The sequence below is a fragment of the Devosia elaeis genome, from assembly GCF_001650025.1.
Taxonomy (GTDB): Bacteria; Pseudomonadota; Alphaproteobacteria; order Rhizobiales; family Devosiaceae; genus Devosia; species Devosia elaeis.
On record NZ_LVVY01000142.1, the window covers coordinates 1 to 3173 of the forward strand.

The following is a 3173-nucleotide window of genomic DNA, read 5'->3' on the forward strand; positions in this document are numbered from 1 at the left end:
GAAATCCCGACGCCCCGGGGCGGATTGCGTCTCGTTTTTAAATTCTGAGGCGGAATCCGCCTCGGGGCTTCCATCGACGTCTCGAACCCGGAGGTTTTTATGCCGTCCGGCGCAAAGACCTGCCCGAAAGGATCAGCCACGCAGCCCGATCAGCGCTTCCACCACGGCCTTGCCGTCATTGCTGTGCCATTCGGCCGGTCCCTGCAGCACGGCGAGTTCGCAGCCTTCGGGATCGAGCAGCAGGGTTGCCGGCAGGCCCACGGCCACCGCCTCGCGCTTCAGCCGCTCGAAGGCGGCGAAGCTATTGTCGGCATAGAGCGGCAGGTTGGCGAACTGGCCTTCGTCGAGAAAGTCCTGCGCCTTTTCCTGTCCGCCCGCGCCGATATCGAGATTGATCGGCAGCACCATGAAGCGGTCGGAATTATATTCGGTGGCAATGGCGTCGAGCGCCGGCATCTCTTCACGACACGGCACGCACCAACTGGCCCAGAAATTGACCAGCAAAGCCTTGCCCTTGAAATCGGCGATGGTCATGTCGGCGCCGCTCGCATCCTTGAACGCCATGTCGGCATAGCCGCGGCCCTGGCCGGTGCCGTTGAGCGCCGCCAATTCGCCCCTGGCCGCCGCATCGATCACCTGGGCCGGCATGGCCTGGACCGGGCAGGCGCTGGCTTCTGCGGCATTGCCGAGATAGAACCACGCCGCTATAGCTACGCCCAGACCAGCAACCCCGATCACGACAGGAAGCTGCCAGCTTTTCCGGTGCTTTGGCTGGGATGCTTGAATGTCCGACATGGGTTCTCCGAAAGGCTAGAGATGAGCAACAAGATGTGGGGCGGACGGTTCGCTTCCGGCCCCGACGCCATCATGGAAGAAATCAACGCCTCGATCGGATTCGACCAGCGCCTTTTCCGCCAGGATATTGCCGGATCGAAGGCCCATGCGACAATGCTCGAGGCCACGGGCATTTTGACGCGAGAGGACCGTGACGCCATCCTGGCCGGTCTAGACGAGGTGCTGGGGGAAATCGAGGGCGGTACATTCACGTTCTCGCGCGCGCTCGAAGACATCCATATGAATGTCGAATCGCGGCTGCGCGAAAAGATCGGCGACGCCGCCGGACGCCTGCATACCGCGCGCTCGCGCAATGACCAGGTGGCCACCGATTTCCGTCTCTATGTGCGCGACAGCATCGACCATCTGGTCGCCCAGGTGGAGGCGCTGCAACTGGGACTGGTCACCCGGGCCGAGGAGGAGGCCGAGACCATCCTGCCCGGCTTCACCCATCTGCAGAATGCCCAGCCGGTGACCTTCGGCCATCACCTCCTCGCCTATGTGGAAATGCTGGGCCGCGATGCCGGCCGGCTGCGCGATGCCCGCCGACGCCTCAACGAGAACCCGCTGGGTTCGGCCGCCCTGGCCGGCACGCCTTACCCGATCGACCGGGACATGACGGCGGCCGCGCTCGGCTTCGACCGGCCCAGCGCCAATTCGCTCGATGCGGTGTCCGATCGCGACTTCATCCTCGAAACCCTGGCGGCGGCGGCCATCTGCGCCATGCACCTGTCGCGCTTCGCCGAGGAAATGGTGATCTGGTCCTCGGCGCAATTCGGCTTCGTCCGGCTGAGCGACAAGTTCACCACCGGCTCCTCGATCATGCCGCAAAAGCGCAATCCGGATGCCGCCGAACTGGTCCGCGCCAAGATCGGCCGCATCCTGGGCGCGCTCAACGCCCTGCTCGTGGTGATGAAGGGCCTGCCGCTGGCCTATTCCAAGGACATGCAGGAAGACAAGGAAGTGGCCTTCGACGCCCTCGATGCCCTCTCGCTGTCCCTCGCCGCCATGACCGGCATGGTCGCCGACATGGTGCCGAACCGGGAGCGCATGCATGCCTCGGCCGCGGCCGGCTTTTCCACTGCTACCGACATTGCCGATTGGCTGGTGCGCGAGCTCAACATTCCCTTCCGCGACGCCCACCACATTACCGGCCAGATCGTGGCCCTGGCCGAGCAGAAGAATTGCGGGCTGGAAGGGCTCACCATCGAGGACTTCAAGTCGATCGACCAGCGCATCGACAGCCGCATCCACAAGGTGCTGACGGTGGAAGCCTCGGTGGCCGCGCGCCAATCCTATGGCGGCACCGCCCCGGCCAATGTGCTGGCCCAGGCGGCGCGCTGGAAAAGCGTGCTGACGGGCGAAAGCCACCAGGCACGCCCCCTCGGCCGGAAGAAGCATGGCGCCCATGGCGATGGCGGGATTGAATAAGGCGGGCGAATAGGCGAGGCTTGCCGGCGTGCGGGACCTGTTCCCGGCACCGGCAGGGAGGCATATTGGCCGTCCCGCCGCGGACGGCGCGAGACGGGGTAGGCCTTGCTTTCGAAACGGCGCGAAATGCGATTGACCGAGCGCCACGTCGCCTATCTCCGGCCGACCGAGACCAGCGAGGACATGCCCGCCCCGCCCGAGGGCATGCATGCCGCCACCGAGGAGGATCATCGCGCCACCATTGCCCGTCTGATAGCCCAGGTCGAGGATCCCGGCGAGATCTGGTTCTTCGCCTATGGCTCGCTGATCTGGAAGCCGGCCTGCGATTTCGTGGAGATGCGCACCGGCCTGATCCGCGGCTGGCACCGCGCCTTCTGCCTGGGCTGGAACAATCGCTGGCGCGGCAGCGATGACAATCCGGGCCTGATGCTGGCGCTGGACCGGGGCGGATCCTGCAAGGGCGTGGCCTATCGCCTGCCGCCGGACCGGGTGGAAGACAATCTCATCAAGCTGTTTGAGCGGGAAATGGCCTGGCTGCCCTCGGCCTTTCCGCCGCGCTGGGTCAATGTGCAGAGCGGCGAACAGCGGATGAAGGCCATCACCTTCTGCATCGACCGCCATTCGGGCCGCTATGTCTCGGGGCTGAGCGAGGCGCAGGTGGCCGATGTCCTCGCCCGCGCCGTCGGTTCGCGCGGTTCCATGGCCGAATATCTCTTCGCCACGGTCGATCATCTGGAACGCATGCATATCCACGATCCGCATCTGTGGCGCCTGCAGCATCTGGTGGCCGACCGCATCGAGGCCGCTTATGAGGCGGATCGATAAGTCTGGCTTTCGTTTTCTGCGCACCTGCACTAGAGGTGCCTGCAACGAGCGGCCATGGAAATTGTCCCCGCCTCTACCGGCGG

The 3173-nt window shown here is 65.0% G+C and carries 3 protein-coding genes; 2 read left to right on the plus strand and 1 reads right to left on the minus strand.

What is annotated here, in order from left to right:
• Positions 1 to 132: 132 nt before the first annotated feature.
• Positions 133 to 795 (minus strand): TlpA family protein disulfide reductase, encoded by a 663-nt coding sequence (locus A3840_RS18475; protein ID WP_067460594.1) that lies wholly within the window; start codon positions 793 to 795, stop codon positions 133 to 135.
• 21 nt (positions 796 to 816) lie between these two features.
• Here A3840_RS18475 and argH point away from each other — a divergent pair, with 21 nt between their 5' ends.
• Positions 817 to 2265, plus strand: coding sequence for an argininosuccinate lyase (gene argH, locus A3840_RS18480; protein WP_082904033.1), 1449 nt, complete (start codon positions 817 to 819; stop codon positions 2263 to 2265).
• 132 nt (positions 2266 to 2397) lie between these two features.
• Complete coding sequence (locus A3840_RS18485) at positions 2398 to 3090, plus strand: gamma-glutamylcyclotransferase (RefSeq protein WP_165603225.1); 693 nt, start codon at positions 2398 to 2400, stop codon at positions 3088 to 3090.
• Positions 3091 to 3173: the final 83 nt, after the last annotated feature.